Here is a 13,974-nt window from a genome sequence, read left to right as displayed (position 1 = left end):
TTGAGGGTTCATTTCGGGTTGGAGTTCGAAAAGGCCGCGGTCATTTCCGGCCGGCATCGGCAAAGTGCCGGCGCGCCTTTTCCAGGTCCTCCGGCGTATCCACGCCGAGCGGAACGGTGTGAACGATCTCGACATCGATGCGCATGCCGTTTTCAAGCGCCCGGAGCTGTTCGAGCGACTCGCGCCGCTCCAGTGTGCCGGGTTCGAGCCTGATGAATTTTTCGAGTGCCGCCCGCCGGTAAGCGTAGAGACCGACATGATGGTAGAGCGGGCCGTTGCCGTGAGGAGCGGTTGCGCGGGTGAAATAAAGCGCGCGCAGACGGGTCGGACCAAGCGGCGTGCCGACGACCTTGACGATATTGGGATTGGTCTTTTCGGCCTCGTCGGTGATCTCGACGGCAATCGTCGCGATGTCGACGGAGGGGTCGGAAAGCGGATCGACCACGCGACCGATCGTCTCGGGTTCGGTCGCCGGAATATCGCCCTGCACGTTGACCACGGTCTCGATGAAACCATCGGGATCGAGAGTGTGTAGCGCCTCGGCGATCCTGTCCGAGCCGGACAGGTGATCGGCGCGGGTCATGACCGCTCGAAACCCAGCCTTTTCAACAATCTCCGCAATCTCTGCGGAATCGGTGGCAACCGCGACCATTCCGACGCCTGCTTCGCTCGCCCGCATTGCGACATGGACGATCATGGGAACGCCGGCGATGTCCGCCAGCGGCTTTCCCGGAAGCCTGGTCGAGGCCATTCGTGCCGGGATGATGAGAGCTGTCTTGGAATCCGGGCTTGCCATCCGACGGGGAATCCTGAATTTAGGCGGAACACGGGAACCAAATTGTCTCACCCGCGCCGCGACAAACGGTGTTGCAACGGCAACGCAAAAGACATAGGTTCCGCGCGATTTCAAGACCGGTCCGGGAAATGGGGCCTGGACCTGCATGGGAGCGATGCTGATGAACTCCTCATATCTTAACGCCGCCGCCGGAGCTTTCCTTGGCGTCGTTTTTGTAGTGATGACAATTTCTCTGGCCTCCGAGGGCATTTTCCATGCCAGCGCGCCGGAAACCGCCGGCTTCGCCATCGAAGTGGACGAATCGGCTGGCGCCGGTGGCGCCGCACCGGCAGAAGAAGCCCTTCCGCCGATCGCGCCGCTGATGGCTTCGGCCGATCCGGCAGCAGGCGAGAACGTCTTCAAGAAGTGCGCCTCCTGCCACTCGGTCGATCCGAGCGGCACGAACAAGGTTGGCCCGGGCCTCTACGGCGTTGTCGGCCGGCCGGTCGCTTCACATGAAGGCTTCAACTACTCGGCCGGCATGAAGGAACACGTCTCCGTGGATCCCGACTGGTCCTACGAAGCGCTCAACGCCTTCCTCCATGCTCCGAAGAAGTATGTTCCGGGCACTGCCATGGGCTTTGCCGGCCTGAAGAAGGAAGAAGACCGCGCCAATGTGATCGCATATCTGCGTGAGCAGGCCGCTTCGCCGGTTCCGCTTCCCGATCCGGCTGCCGAAGCTCCGGCCGAAGACCAGCCTGCAGCCGCCGAAGAAGGTGCCGCTTCCACAGACGAAGCCGCTCCGAACTCGGAAGCAGATCAGGGCACCGACGCCGCACCGGCTCAGGAATCCGCTCCGTCCGACGATGCGGCTGCCGCAACCGAAGAAGCCGCGCCGGCAGCCGATGCTGCAACTTCGGACGAGGCCGCTCCGGCTGAAACCGAAACCGCTCCGGTGGTCGAGGAAGAACAGACCGACACCGCCCAGTAAGGCGATCGGCTTTCTCGAAGAGAGTTCAAAAATCAGAAAGGCCGGGATCAAACCCGGCCTTTTCTTTTGCGCCAAAACCGGCGCGAGCGCCTGTATTCAGCCGCAATATGCGCTAAGCTTCCCGAAATCCAACCGGAGAAGCTCATGACATTCGGACCGCGTCTTTCCATATGCCTCGCAACCCTCGGCCTCGCGCTCCATCTGGGCGCTGCCCAGGCCGAGACGCCGTCGTCCGAGAGAGAATGGAACCACGCGACCTCGCTGATGGGAGAGCCCAAATACGAAAAGGGCTTCGAACGGTTCGACTACGTCAATCCCGACGCGCCGAAGGGCGGAACCTTGCGCATGTCGGAGGAAGGTACCTTCGACACCTTCAACCCGGTTCTGGCCAAGGGCGACACGGCTGTCGGGCTGAGCCTCGTCTTCGACACGCTGATGAAGACGAGTGAGGAGGAGGTCAGCACGTCCTACGGCCTGATCGCGGAGGGCGTTTCCTTTCCCGACGACATATCGGAAGCGACTTTCCGGATCCGCAGCGAGGCGAAATGGGCCGATGGCGAGCCGATCACACCGGAAGACGTGATCTTCTCCTTCGAGAGCTACAAGACGCACAATCCGCTGCAGGCGAGCTATTACGCCCATGTGACCGCGGCGGAGAAGACCGGCGACCGCGACGTCACATTCACCTTCGACGAGAAGAACAACAAGGAACTGCCGCAGATCCTCGGCCAGCTAATCATCGTGCCCAAACACTGGTGGGAAGGGAAGAACGACGCGGGCCAGGCGCGTGACGTCTCCAAGACCACGCTCGAGCCTGTGATGGGCTCGGGACCCTACGAGATCGCCTCTTTCGATCCAGGCTCGACGATCCGCTACAAATTGCGTGACGATTACTGGGCCAGGGATCTCAACGTGAATGTGGGCCAGAACAATTTTGGCGAGGTTCGCTACACCTATTTCGTCGACGCCAATGTGGAGCTCGAGGCGTTCCGCGCCGGCACCACCGACTTCCGCCAGGAAAACTCTTCGAGCCGCTGGGCGACGGCTTATGACTTCCCGGCCGTTCAAAGCGGCGAGGTGATCCGCGAGGAATTCGAGAACCCGCTGCGCGCCACCGGCATCATGCAGGCCATGGCGCCCAACATGCGGCGCGAAAAGTTTCAGGATGAAAATGTCCGCAAGGCGCTGAACCTTGCCTTCGACTTCGAAAGCCTGAACCAGAATCTCGCCTATAACGGACTAAGCCGCATCGACAGCTATTTCTGGGGCACCGAGCTCGCCTCCTCCGGCCTGCCGGAGGGCCGCGAGAAGGAGATCCTCGAGGAATACAAGGACCAGGTGCCGGAAGAGGTCTTCACCACGCCTTACGAAAACCCCGTGGGCGGCGACACACAGAAGATGCGCGCAAACCTGCGCGAGGCGCTGAACCTGTTCAAGGAAGCCGGCTACGAATTGCAGGGCCGCCGGCTCGTGAACACGGAAAGCGGCAAGCAGTTCGAAATCGAGATCCTGCTGCAGAGCGCCTCCTTCGAGCGCTCCGTACTGCCCTATGTCAACGACCTGAAGAAGATCGGCATCGATGCGAAAATCCGCACCGTCGATACCGCGCAGTACACCAACCGTGTCCGCAGCTTCGATTACGACATCATCTGGGTGGTCTGGGCGCAATCCCTCAATCCCGGGAACGAGCAGTACAATTACTGGGGCTCCCAGTCGGTCGATACCCAGGGCAGCCGCAACTATGTCGGCATATCGGATCCGGTGATCGACGAACTGATCCCGCGCATCGTGTTCGCCAGGGACCGCGACGAGTTGATCGCCACCACGCGGGCACTCGACCGCGTGCTTCTCGCCCATCATTACGTTGTGCCGCTTTTCTACTCCAACGCCGTCAAGATCGCCTATCGCGACACGCTGATGCACCCCAAGGAGCTGCCCTATTACGGCATCGGCTTCCCCGATGCCTGGTGGTCCAGGGAGGCCGAGGACTGATCGGCACTTGCAATGGGCTGTGGCTTCGATTCCAAATGCCCGGAACCGAATCACGCGGACTGGATGAATTGAGAACGCATTTTCTGGACAGTGCGGCGACCGCCCTGCTCTCTCTGGCTGCATTAGCGCCGGGGAGCAACTGCTGATGGGTGGATACATTCTCAGGCGACTGCTGCTGATGATCCCGACGCTGATCGGGATCATGGCGATATCGTTCATCGTGGTGCAGTTCGCGCCTGGCGGCCCGGTCGAGCAGGTCATCGCCGAACTGACGGGACAGGGAAACAACACCACCGAACGCATATCGGGCGGCAACGACCTGCAGGGCGCGGCATTCAACGACGATTTCAACTCGCAGTATCGCGGTGCGCAGGGGCTCGATCCCGACTTCATCAAGTCGCTCGAAAAGCAGTTCGGCTTCGACAAGCCGCCGCTCGAACGCTTCCTGAACATGTTGTGGGACTACGCCCGCTTCGATTTCGGCGAGAGCTTCTTCCGCAACATCTCGGTAATCGACCTGATCGCAGAAAAGCTGCCGGTCTCGATTTCGCTCGGTGTCTGGATCCTGCTTCTCTCCTACGGAATCTCGATCCCGCTCGGAATCCGCAAGGCCGTGTCCGACGGTTCGCGCTTCGACGTCTGGACGTCCGGCGTCATCATCATCGCCTATGCGGTGCCGGGCTTTCTGTTCGGCATCCTGCTGATCGTGCTGTTTGCCGGAGGATCCTTCTTCGACTGGTTCCCCTTGCGCGGGCTGACTTCGGAGAACTGGGCCTCTCTGTCCTGGCCCGAGAGGATCATCGACTATTTCTGGCACCTGGCGCTGCCGCTTGTTTCGCTGGCGCTTGCGGCCTTCGCCACCACCACGCTCCTGACCAAGAACTCGTTCATCGACGAGATCCGCAAGCAGTATGTGACGACCGCGCGGGCCAAGGGTCTCGGCGAGCGGCAGGTTCTCTACGGCCATGTCTTCCGCAATGCCATGCTGATCATCATCGCCGGCTTTCCGGGCGCCTTCATCACCGCGTTCTTCTCCGGCTCGCTGCTGATCGAGACCATCTTCTCGCTGGACGGCCTGGGCCGTCTCGGCTTCGACAGCGTGGTCAAGCGCGACTATCCGGTGGTCTTCGCCACGCTCTACATCTTCTCGCTGATGGGGCTCGTCATCGGGCTCGTCTCCGACCTCATCTACACCTGGGTCGATCCGCGCATCGATTTCGAGCGGAGGGACGTGTGATGAGCACCGCCTTCGACATGTCCGAAGCCACAGCGCCGACCGGCCGCCCGAAGGGCTGGCTGTCGCCGATGAACAAGCGCCGCTGGTCCAACTTCAAGGCCAACCGGCGCGGCTACTGGTCGCTCTGGATCTTCCTCGTCCTGTTCGCCCTGTCGCTCTGCGCCGAACTGATCGCCAACGACAAGCCGATCATCGCCTCCTACAATGGCGAGATCCTGTTTCCCGTGGTGGTCGATTACCCGGAAGAAAAATTCGGCGGCTTTCTCGCGGAGACGAACTATCGCGATCCCTTCATCCGTGACGAGATCGAGGCGAATGGCTGGATGATCTGGCCGCCGATCCGCTACTCCTTCCTGACCGCCAATTCGTTCATTCCGCATTCCGCACCCACCGCTCCCTTCTGGACGATGAGCCGCGAGGAATACTGCTCCGGCTATCCGCAGGGCGTCGATGACCCGGACTGCAACTGGCACAATCTCAACTGGCTCGGGACCGACGACCAGGCCCGCGACGTCATGGCCCGCATGATCTACGGCTTCCGCATCTCGGTGCTGTTCGGGCTCGCGCTCACGTTCTTCTCGGCGATCGTCGGCGTGGCATCCGGCGCGGTGCAGGGCTTCTTCGGCGGCTGGACCGACCTTCTCATGCAGCGCTTCATCGAGGTCTGGTCGTCGATGCCGGTGCTCTACGTGCTCCTGATCATCGCCGCGGTTCTGCCGCCGGGCTTCTGGGTGCTCCTGGGCATCATGCTGCTGTTCTCCTGGACCGCCTTCGTCGGCGTGGTCCGGGCGGAATTCCTGCGCGCCCGCAACTTCGAATATGTGAATGCGGCGCGGGCGCTCGGCATCGGCAACACGACGATCATGTATCGCCACCTCCTGCCCAACGCCATGGTCGCCACACTGACATTCCTGCCGTTCATCCTCTCGGGCTCGATTACCACGCTGACCTCGCTCGATTTCCTCGGCTTCGGCCTGCCGCCCGGCTCTCCGTCGCTCGGCGAGATGATCGCCCAGGGCAAGCGCAACCTGCAGGCGCCCTGGCTGGGGCTGACTGCCTTCTTTTCGATTTCCATCATGCTGTCGCTCCTCATCTTCATCGGCGAGGCCACCCGCGACGCGTTCGACCCGAGGAAGACCTTCCGGTGAGTGCTGAGACAGTCAACAACGCGCTGCTCTCGGTGAAGGATCTCGCCGTGACCTTCCACCAGGACGGCAAGGCCATTCCCGCCGTCAAAGGGGTGAGCTTCGACATCAACCCGGGCGAGACCGTCGCGCTGGTGGGCGAATCCGGCTCGGGCAAGTCGGTCAGCGCACTGTCCGTGCTCAAGCTCCTGCCCTACCCGGCGGCAAGCCATCCCTCCGGCGAGATCATCTTCAAGGGCAGGAACCTGCTCAATGCCGGCACGCGCGAATTGCGCGCGGTGCGCGGCAACGACATCACGATGATCTTCCAGGAGCCGATGACCTCGCTCAATCCGCTCCACACGGTGGAACGGCAGATCACCGAAATCCTGTCGCTGCACCAGGGTGTGCGCAAGACCGAAGCCCGCGGCCGCGTGATCGAACTCCTGAAGCAGGTCGGCATACGCAATGCGGAATCCCGCGTGACCGCGTTCCCGCATGAGCTCTCGGGCGGCCAGCGCCAGCGTGTGATGATCGCCATGGCGCTCGCCAACCGTCCCGAGCTTCTGATCGCCGACGAGCCGACGACCGCGCTCGACGTGACGGTGCAGGCGCAGATCCTCGAACTGCTCGCCGAGCTCAAGACCCGCCACAAGATGGCGATGCTGTTCATCACCCACGACCTCGGCATCGTGCGCAAGATCGCCGACAAGGTCTGCGTGATGACGAAGGGCGAGATCGTGGAAGCCGGGCCGACCGAGGCGATCTTCACCGATCCGCAACATCCCTACACCAAGCATCTGCTTGCCGCCGAGCCGACAGGGCGCCCGCCGAAAACGGAAAAGGCGGCGAAGACTGTGATGGAGGCCAAGGATGTCCGCGTCTGGTTCCCCATCAAGAAGGGCTTCATGCGCAAGGTGGTCGACCATGTGAAGGCGGTCGACGGGATCTCGCTCGAACTGAAATCTGGCCAGACACTCGGCGTGGTGGGCGAATCCGGCTCGGGAAAGACGACTTTGGGCCTGGCGCTGATGCGGCTCATCCGTTCGGAAGGCGAAATCCTCTTCGACGGCCAGAGGATCGACACCCGGAGCTTTGCCGAAATGAAGCCGCTGCGCAGCGAAATGCAGGTGGTCTTCCAGGACCCCTACGGCTCGTTGTCGCCGCGCATGTCGATCGCCGAAATCGTCGGCGAAGGGTTGAAGATTCACGGCGCGGAGCTTTCTGCCGACCAGCGCGACGATCGCGTGGCGCAGGCGCTCGAGGAAGTGGGGCTCGATGCCGGCACACGCTGGCGCTATCCGCACGAATTTTCCGGTGGCCAGCGCCAGCGCATCGCGATTGCCCGCGCCATGGTGCTCAAGCCGCGCTTCGTCATGCTCGACGAACCGACCTCGGCGCTCGACATGAGCGTACAGGCGCAGGTGGTCGACCTGCTGCGCGATCTCCAGCGCAAGCACGATCTCGCCTATCTGTTCATCAGTCACGACCTGAAGGTGGTTCGCGCGCTTGCCAACGAGGTGATGGTGATGCGCACGGGCAAGGTGGTCGAGCAGGGCGCTGCCGAGGATATTTTCGACAGGCCGAAGACGGCCTATACCAAGGCCCTGATGGCTGCCGCTTTCGACATGGAAACGCGTCCCGGCGGCGAAATGAGCGAGTAGCATGATGAGTGCGGAGCGTATTCTCCTTTCAGCCCCCGGCTGGGATTCGGAACTGTGGATCGGCGAACTGGAAAAGCACGCGCCCGGACGCGACATCGTTCTCGAGACAGACGGGGCGACCGACCCGTCTATCCGTTTTGCCGTGGTGTGGAAGCAACCCGAAGGACTGTTGTCCAGCCTGCCGAACCTCAAGGCGATCTTCTCGCTCGGCGCGGGTGTTGACCACATCTTCAAGGACACGACGCTCCCCGATGTTCCGATCGTGCGCATCGTCTCGGACGACCTCACCGCGCGAATGAGCGAATATGTCGTCTGGCAGGTTCTCGATCATCATCGGAACGGCCCGCGCTATCGCAGGCAACAGCAGAACCATTCCTGGGGCGAAACCCGGCAGCAGGCATCGGCCGATGACGTCACCGTCGGGATCATGGGGCTCGGCGAACTCGGGCGGGATTCGGCGGCCAAGCTGAACGTGCTCGGCTTCAAGGTCACCGGATGGTCGCGCCGTCAGCAGGATGTCGATGGGGTGACCTGCTTTGCCGGGCCCGAGGGTTTCGGCGACTTCCTCGCCTCGGCGGACATCTTCGTCGTGCTGCTGCCGCTGACCGACGAAACACGGGGCATTCTGGGCCTCGAGACCTTCCGGCGGATGACCCGGCGCGGACCGCTCGGGGCTCCGGTGCTGATCAATGCAGGGCGTGGCGGGCTGCAGGTGGAGGCGGACATCGTCGCCGCCCTCGACGAGGGGTTGCTCAGCGCGGCCTCGCTCGACGTGTTCGAGGCCGAACCGCTCGGCAAGGACAGTCCGCTCTGGGAGCATCCCAAGGTCACGGTGACCCCGCATGCCGCAGCCTCATCCAACGCGGCCCGGCTGGCCGGCCCGATCGTCGAACAGATGAAGGCCTATGATCGCGGCGAGCCGCTCGCCAATCTCGTCGACAAGAGCGCCGGCTACTAGGGCCAGGACCTAGGCAAGCACCCTGCGATATCCGGTGGGGTGGCCGTAGAGCGCGGCGATGCGGGCAATGGCACCCGCAAGCGGCTCGCGGGTAACCGTCATCGTGCCGCCGGAGGCATGAAGCAGCGTCTTGCCGTCATCCTCGATAAAGCCGACATGCCCCTTCCAGAAGACCAGGTCGCCACGCTGCAGGCCGTCCCTTTCGGGGTCGATCGCCGAGCCGAGCCGATCGGCCTGCATGTCGGAATCACGCGGGGCCGAATAGCCCGTCATCGCGAAGCCGATCTGCACCAGGCCCGAGCAGTCGATGCCGAAACCCGAGCGCCCGCCCCACAGATAGGGCGTTTCGAGAAACAGCGCGGCGACGGCGACCGGATCCGCGGGTCGTTCCGCATCGAGCGGACGGCAATGGCCGGCAATCACCGCCTCGCCGCTTTCGAGCAGCAGGTAGCGCGTGTCGCGCGTGACCGCGTTACCGACAATATTTAGCCGGCTACTTATCGAGAGCGCGGCAGTTATCGGAAATTTCAGATCGGGCCCCGGATAGAGAAAGGTCCGCGGCACGGCGACTTCATGGGTAGCCTTGCCCGGCCCCGGAGCAAGTGCCGCATCCGAGACATATCCGACATAGTCGTCGGCATCGCACTTGATCCAGGCCCAGCCTTCGTGGCGATCGAGCACACGCAGCGTTTCGCCGTAGACCGCCTGGCTGTCGATACCCGCCGACAGATCGGGGCGCGGCCGGATATCGATGACCGGCTCGATAACGTGCGCCGGATCGCCCGACACGAAACGTTCGGCCTCGACCTTTCCCCTGAGAGCCTCTTCGGCGAGGTCGGGGCGATAGGCGTAGAGCCGCCGATCGAGCTTGTCACTCATCCCGTCACTCCGTCACGCGGCAGTTTCGCCGCTTCCTTGATGATGAGGTCACCGATCTTCTCGACAAACAGAGCCCCCTCTACCGTGCGCTTGATGATGACATTGCGGCGGTCGCGCTCATCGCGCACCCGGCGGACGAGACCCATGTTTCCCATCGTGTCGAGCGCGCGGGTAATGACCGGCTTGGTGACATCGAGGCGGGCGGCAAGCCCACGCACCGTGTGGGGCGGCGGCTTGAGATAGATGTGCAACAGGATCACAAGCTGGCGCATGGTCAGATCGGGTCCGACCAGCTCCAGCTGCGCCAGTGTCGCCGCGTGCCAGAGGCCGAGCGCCTGCGAAGGTTTGAGATCTATCGACATCCAATCAGCCGCGCAATCGTTACGGTCCCGTTTTCATACTCACGGACACTGTAAGATTACGCAAGACCCCGACCGAATTTTCGTCAGCGATAGCGGTCGCACATCAGCTGGTAGAGCGCGCGAATGCCCTGCGCCTGCCCGCCGAGCGGCGCGTGGGGCTGCGCCTTCGGAGTCCAGCCGAAAATGTCGAGATGGCACCAGGATATCTGCTTTTCGACAAAACGGCGCAGGAAGAGCGCCGCGGTGATCGATCCCGCGAAACCGCCTGCCGGCGCGTTCGTGATGTCGGCCACCGGCACATCGAGCATGGCCTCGTAACGCTGGAAGAGCGGCATGCGCCAGAGCGGATCGGCAACCTGTTGCGCGGCATCGGCCAGATCATCCGAGAACGCTTCATCGTCGGTATAGTAGGGTGGCAGGTCGGGGCCGAGCGCCACACGGGCGGCACCCGTCAGCGTCGCCATGTCGATCAGCAGCTCCGGCGCGTCCTCGCAGGCATAGGCGAGCGCGTCGCCCAGCACCAGCCGCCCCTCCGCATCGGTATTGTCGATCTGCACGCTGAGGCCCTTCCGGCTCATGAGGATATCGCCCGGTCGGAAGGCGTCGCCGGAAATCGAATTCTCGACGGCGGGAACGAGAACGCGCAGATCGACATTGAGCCCGGCATCCATGATCATCAGCGCGAGACCGAGGACATTGGCAGCTCCCCCCATATCCTTCTTCATCAGAAGCATGGAGGAGGACGGCTTGATGTCGAGACCGCCGGTATCGAAGCAGACGCCCTTGCCCACGAGCGTGACCTTTGGCGCGCCCTCCTTGCCCCAACGCATGTCGAGAAGACGCGGCACGTCCTTGGCCGCACGGCCGACGGCATGGATCATCGGGAAATTCCGCTCGATGAGGTCATCGCCGGCGATCACGGTGATGGCCGCACCATAATGGCTGCCGAGCGCCCGGAACGCGGCCTCGAGCGCGTCCGGCCCCATGTCGTTGGCCGGCGTGTTGATCAGATCGCGCGCAAGATCGACGCCGGATGCAATGCGCGTCAGGTCGTCGGCGTCCAGGGTTTTATCGAGAGACAGCTTGCCCCGTTCTGCACCGGGCTTTTTGTAGCTCTCGAAGCGGTAGCCACCGAGCGCGACGGCAAGCGAATCACGCAGCGGATTTTCCGAGCCTTCGAGGCGCCACAGGCCCGTGGGAAGAGCGGAAGCCAGCTTGCCGGCGACAAAGGGGTGCGCGGCCGACTTGTCGCCGGTGCCGAACAGGCATCCCGCGATATCGCCTTCCGAATCCGGGACGAGAAGATGACTGCCCTCGGCCCCTGAAAATCCGGCATTCCTGGCCCATTTCGCGGCTTTTTCCGGAAGTCCGGCCTCGCCGAGGCCGCCCTTTGCCACAAGCCATACGGGACGGCTCTCCTCGTCGCTGGCAGTCGGATATTCGCGCTTGATGAACTGGTACGGCGCCATGGGGCGGCACTCCTCGCATGCTGTTTCGGGGTTTGTTAACAGTTAATTAGGGTTAACAGATTATTGCTCAGAGAGGGAACACGGCCTTGCGCGGTTTTTATGCTCGCGGCGGCCGGGGCTGTATCGCGGACAGGGATTTCTTTCATGCGTATCGTCACCTCACGCTCACCGATCATCCGGAACCTCGCGGTTTCCACCGCGACTGTTCTGCTGGCCCTGTCGCTGGCCGGCTGCGCCTCGAAAGCGCCGCGTCACACCGGCTCGATCCCCAGTATGAACAAGCCGCTCGATTCGATGAACGCCGCAGAACTGCGCAATGCATCCGAACGTTTCGGCCAGGCCTATGAGCGCGACCCGAAGAACGCCGCCACGGGCATGAAATATGCCGAGATGCTGCGCATGTCGGGTCGTGACGACCAGGCGCTGGCCGTCATGCAGCAGGTCGCGATCCACAATCCGACAGACCGCACGGTTCTCGCAGCCTATGGCAAGGCGCTTGCCGGTGCCGGCGAATTGCAGAAGGCGCTGGAAACCATCCGCAGGGCCCAGACACCGGACCGCCCGAGCTGGCAGCTTCTTTCCGCCGAAGGCGCCGTGCTCGACCAGTTGGGCGATTCCAACAGTGCCCGCGCAAGCTATCGCAAGGCTCTCGAGATAGAGCCGGAAGAACCCTCGATTCTCTCCAATCTCGGCATGTCCTACCTGATCAACGGCGATCCGCGCTCGGCGGAAACCTACCTGCGCAAGGCCGCGAACCGGCCGAACGCCGACAGCCGCGTGCGCCAGAACCTCGCCCTCGTCGTCGGCCTGCAGGGTCGCTTCCAGGAAGCCGAGAACATCGCCCGCGCCGAACTTTCGGCCGATCAGGCACAGGCGAATGTCGAGTATCTGCGCGCCATGCTCGCCCAGCAGAATTCGTGGGCCAAGCTGCAGAACGGCGAAGAAAACAACACCAACTGATCTGGTATCGGGGCCTCCTTCGGTCCTCAGGCGACGTGCATGCAGCGGAGTGCCCATGAACACGCCCCTCGGACGTCTGGTCGTCTACACCCGGAAGATGGAGGAAATGGCTGCATTCTATTGCCGCCATTTCGGCTTTGAAGCGGTTGTAAGGGACGGTGACCGCATCGTGGAACTGCGGCCGCGTGACGGCGGGGCGACGATCCTGCTACATCCCGCCTCCAAGGGCCAGAAGACCGGCCAGTCTCTGGTCAAGCTCGTCTTCGATGTCGAGGATGTCGAGAGCTTCTGCGCATCCGCCCGGCAGTCCGGCCTCGTCTTCGGGCCCGTCCACACCGCCGGCGGCTACAGCTTCGCCAATGCGCGGGATCCATCGGACAATCCCATCTCGGTGTCGAGCCGGGCCTTTTCGGCTTAAAGCAATTTCGATTCCGACGGAATCGGCAAAGCCGAAATGCGTAAATGAGTTCAACAGCTTGCTGAGGCTATCCGTCTGCACCTGACGGTGAAACGGTCTGGCGACCGGTTACCTGCCTGGCAAAATTCTTCGCCGACAGCCGGTTCAGCCGAAATTGTCCATGACCTGGATGATGGCCGGGCCGAGGATGACGCCGATCAGGACCGGCAGGAAGAACAGGATCATCGGGACGGTGAGCTTCGGCGGCAGCGCTGCGGCCTTCTTTTCCGCCTCGTTCATGCGCACGTCGCGACTTTCCTGTGCCAGGACGCGCAGCGCCTGGGCGATCGGCGTACCGTAGCGCTCGGACTGGATGAGCGCCTGGGTCACGGACTTGACGCTTTCGAGGCCGGTACGGCTGCCGAGATTCTCGAACGCCATGCGCCGGTCCTGCAGGTAGGAAAGTTCCGCGGTGGTCAAGAGGAACTCTTCGGCAAGCGCCGTCGACTGAATGGCGATTTCCTCGGCCACACGCTTCATCGCGGCCTCGAGCGAGACACCCGATTCCACGCAGATCAGCATCAGGTCGAGCGCGTCCGGCCAGGCGATCTTGATCGATTTCTGGCGCTTGCCGGCCTGATTGGAGACAAAGACGTTCGGCGCATAAAAACCCGCATAGGCGGCGATCATGCAGGCCAGAAGGCGAACGGTGAACGGCTTGTCGGCAAAGAACATCTCAAGCACGAAAATGTACAGGATCGCCACCGCCAGGAAGACGAAAGGCATGACCACGCGTGCCAGCAGGAACATGTTGAGCGCGTTCTGGGAACGGTAGCCGGCACTCTTGAGCTTGGCGACGGTCGCGTCGTCGACGAGCGCCTTGCGCAGGTTGAGCTGGTCGACGATCTGGCGAACCGACTGGTTGTTCTTCTTGCGAAGACCCGGCCGGCCCTTGCTGTTCTGCTCGGCGTTCAGCCGGGAGCGTTCGCGGGCGCGAATTTCGTCGCGCTCGAGCGCCGCCGACTTCATCCGTGCCTCGAGGTCGCCCTTTTCGAAAAAGGGCACCATGATCGTGAAGAGCGTGGCGAAGACGGCGATCGAGACGAGGCCCGGAACCAGATAGGTGGGATCGACGAGAGCTGAGAGAATATTGCCCATTATACGGC

Annotated in this window: 13 protein-coding genes; 8 read left to right on the top strand and 5 right to left on the bottom strand. The window is 62.6% G+C overall.

Translation table 11 applies throughout. The features are described from left to right. Positions 1-40: 40 nt before the first annotated feature. Entirely contained in the window at positions 41-796 is a 756-nt protein-coding gene (locus E2A64_RS02030) for a 3-deoxy-manno-octulosonate cytidylyltransferase (RefSeq protein ID WP_133282774.1), read from the bottom strand. 220 nt (positions 797-1,016) lie between these two features. Between E2A64_RS02030 and E2A64_RS02025 the strand changes: the two genes are divergently transcribed. From E2A64_RS02025 to E2A64_RS02000, 6 genes are all read left to right on the top strand, one after another. Further along, on the top strand, positions 1,017-1,766 hold the full coding sequence (locus E2A64_RS02025; protein ID WP_428977439.1) for a c-type cytochrome: 750 nt from the start codon (positions 1,017-1,019) through the stop codon (positions 1,764-1,766). Positions 1,767-1,910: 144 nt separating this feature from the next. Beyond that, on the top strand, positions 1,911-3,758 hold the full coding sequence (locus E2A64_RS02020; RefSeq protein ID WP_133282772.1) for an extracellular solute-binding protein: 1,848 nt from the start codon (positions 1,911-1,913) through the stop codon (positions 3,756-3,758). A gap of 145 nt (positions 3,759-3,903) precedes the next feature. Continuing rightward, positions 3,904-4,995, top strand: coding sequence for a microcin C ABC transporter permease YejB (locus tag E2A64_RS02015; protein ID WP_133282771.1), 1,092 nt, complete (start codon positions 3,904-3,906; stop codon positions 4,993-4,995). A 17-nt stretch (positions 4,996-5,012) separates the two neighbouring features. After that, positions 5,013-6,143, top strand: a complete 1,131-nt coding sequence (locus E2A64_RS02010; protein ID WP_133284212.1) for an ABC transporter permease — start codon at positions 5,013-5,015, stop codon at positions 6,141-6,143. Further along, positions 6,140-7,783, top strand: coding sequence for an ABC transporter ATP-binding protein (locus tag E2A64_RS02005; protein ID WP_133282770.1), 1,644 nt, complete (start codon positions 6,140-6,142; stop codon positions 7,781-7,783). The genes E2A64_RS02010 and E2A64_RS02005 overlap by 4 nt, the downstream gene beginning before the upstream one ends. Position 7,784: 1 nt before the next feature. Then, a complete protein-coding gene (locus tag E2A64_RS02000; protein WP_428977438.1) occupies positions 7,785-8,741 on the top strand; it encodes a 2-hydroxyacid dehydrogenase in 957 nt (318 codons plus the stop codon). 9 nt (positions 8,742-8,750) lie between these two features. Here the strand turns inward: E2A64_RS02000 and E2A64_RS01995 are convergent, their stop codons facing one another. The 3 genes from E2A64_RS01995 to E2A64_RS01985 form a co-directional block, all read right to left on the bottom strand. Beyond that, entirely contained in the window at positions 8,751-9,620 is an 870-nt protein-coding gene (locus E2A64_RS01995; protein ID WP_133282769.1) for a C40 family peptidase, read from the bottom strand. After that, positions 9,617-9,982 (bottom strand): MarR family winged helix-turn-helix transcriptional regulator, encoded by a 366-nt coding sequence (locus E2A64_RS01990; RefSeq protein WP_133282768.1) that lies wholly within the window; start codon positions 9,980-9,982, stop codon positions 9,617-9,619. The genes E2A64_RS01995 and E2A64_RS01990 overlap by 4 nt, the downstream gene beginning before the upstream one ends. 83 nt (positions 9,983-10,065) lie before the next feature. Then, positions 10,066-11,451 carry a leucyl aminopeptidase family protein gene (locus E2A64_RS01985; protein ID WP_133282767.1) on the bottom strand — a complete coding sequence of 462 codons (1,386 nt, stop codon included), beginning with the start codon at positions 11,449-11,451 and terminating at the stop codon, positions 10,066-10,068. Positions 11,452-11,595: 144 nt separating this feature from the next. Between E2A64_RS01985 and E2A64_RS01980 the strand changes: the two genes are divergently transcribed. Together E2A64_RS01980 and E2A64_RS01975 are read left to right on the top strand one after the other, a co-directional pair. Next, positions 11,596-12,411 carry a tetratricopeptide repeat protein gene (locus tag E2A64_RS01980; RefSeq protein WP_133282766.1) on the top strand — a complete coding sequence of 272 codons (816 nt, stop codon included), beginning with the start codon at positions 11,596-11,598 and terminating at the stop codon, positions 12,409-12,411. A gap of 55 nt (positions 12,412-12,466) precedes the next feature. Beyond that, positions 12,467-12,829, top strand: coding sequence for a VOC family protein (locus tag E2A64_RS01975; RefSeq protein ID WP_133282765.1), 363 nt, complete (start codon positions 12,467-12,469; stop codon positions 12,827-12,829). A gap of 144 nt (positions 12,830-12,973) precedes the next feature. On the opposite strand, the gene E2A64_RS01970 is transcribed toward E2A64_RS01975, so the two are convergent. Continuing rightward, entirely contained in the window at positions 12,974-13,966 is a 993-nt protein-coding gene (locus E2A64_RS01970) for a type II secretion system F family protein (RefSeq protein WP_133282764.1), read from the bottom strand. Positions 13,967-13,974: the final 8 nt, after the last annotated feature.

It is taken from the genome of Pseudohoeflea suaedae, assembly GCF_004354915.1.
Classification (GTDB): Bacteria; Pseudomonadota; Alphaproteobacteria; order Rhizobiales; family Rhizobiaceae; genus Pseudohoeflea; species Pseudohoeflea suaedae.
Note: the sequence above shows the minus strand (reverse complement) of the source record. Positions and strands in the feature narration are given on the sequence as shown.

Excerpts from the sequence above, each read along its gene's own strand:
- E2A64_RS02030 (WP_133282774.1), bottom strand. The coding sequence starts at position 796 with ATGGCAAGCCCGGATTCCAAGACAGCTCTCATCATCCCGGCACGAATG.
- E2A64_RS02025 (WP_428977439.1), top strand. The coding sequence starts at position 1,017 with ATGACAATTTCTCTGGCCTCCGAGGGCATTTTCCATGCCAGCGCGCCG.
- E2A64_RS02020 (WP_133282772.1), top strand. The coding sequence starts at position 1,911 with ATGACATTCGGACCGCGTCTTTCCATATGCCTCGCAACCCTCGGCCTC.
- E2A64_RS02015 (WP_133282771.1), top strand. The coding sequence starts at position 3,904 with ATGGGTGGATACATTCTCAGGCGACTGCTGCTGATGATCCCGACGCTG.
- E2A64_RS02010 (WP_133284212.1), top strand. The coding sequence starts at position 5,013 with ATGTCCGAAGCCACAGCGCCGACCGGCCGCCCGAAGGGCTGGCTGTCG.
- E2A64_RS02000 (WP_428977438.1), top strand. The coding sequence starts at position 7,785 with ATGATGAGTGCGGAGCGTATTCTCCTTTCAGCCCCCGGCTGGGATTCG.
- E2A64_RS01995 (WP_133282769.1), bottom strand. The coding sequence starts at position 9,620 with ATGAGTGACAAGCTCGATCGGCGGCTCTACGCCTATCGCCCCGACCTC.
- E2A64_RS01990 (WP_133282768.1), bottom strand. The coding sequence starts at position 9,982 with ATGTCGATAGATCTCAAACCTTCGCAGGCGCTCGGCCTCTGGCACGCG.
- E2A64_RS01985 (WP_133282767.1), bottom strand. The coding sequence starts at position 11,451 with ATGGCGCCGTACCAGTTCATCAAGCGCGAATATCCGACTGCCAGCGAC.
- E2A64_RS01980 (WP_133282766.1), top strand. The coding sequence starts at position 11,596 with ATGCGTATCGTCACCTCACGCTCACCGATCATCCGGAACCTCGCGGTT.
- E2A64_RS01975 (WP_133282765.1), top strand. The coding sequence starts at position 12,467 with ATGAACACGCCCCTCGGACGTCTGGTCGTCTACACCCGGAAGATGGAG.
- E2A64_RS01970 (WP_133282764.1), bottom strand. The coding sequence starts at position 13,966 with ATGGGCAATATTCTCTCAGCTCTCGTCGATCCCACCTATCTGGTTCCG.